This is a genomic window from Bacillus sp. SD088 (assembly GCF_017355205.1).
Classification (GTDB): Bacteria; Bacillota; Bacilli; order Bacillales; family Bacillaceae_C; genus Lederbergia.
On record NZ_JADIJK010000075.1, the window covers coordinates 1 to 452 of the forward strand.

The 452-nt window shown below is 37.6% G+C and carries 1 protein-coding gene; it reads left to right on the top strand.

From position 1 onward, the window contains the following. On the top strand, positions 1-439 hold a 439-nt coding region (locus IPU53_RS24715; RefSeq protein ID WP_207454187.1), incomplete at its 5' end, for a transposase. Positions 440-452 lie beyond the last annotated feature (13 nt).

Here is a 452-nt window from a genome sequence, read left to right on the forward strand (position 1 = left end):
AGGGAATAAGATTTCCATTATCTGCAATGACGCAAAAGTCAAGGCCGAAGAGATCAGTGATCTCTATCGAAATCGGTGGCAGATTGAGTTATTCTTCAAATGGATCAAACAACATCTTGTTCTGAAGACGTTATATGGAAAAGGAAAAAATGCGGTCTATAATCAGATTTATATTGCGATGATTACCTACTGTTTAGCCTTACTCATGAAGAAGAAAGTAGGCTACAAAGGAACATTGCTTGAAATGCTAAATGGTATTAGTGATTATTGGTCAAAGCCTATGGTTAAGCTGATTTCAGAGTTGTTTAAAGAACCTGAGCGATCTTCTAATGGTCGACGAAGGCCTGAACATCAGCGGATTTTTGAAGAAACTCTTGCACAATATGAATCTGGGGATATTTTCCATTTGGAGGACGTAACTTACGATCCAATCATTTGAGTCAATGTACATC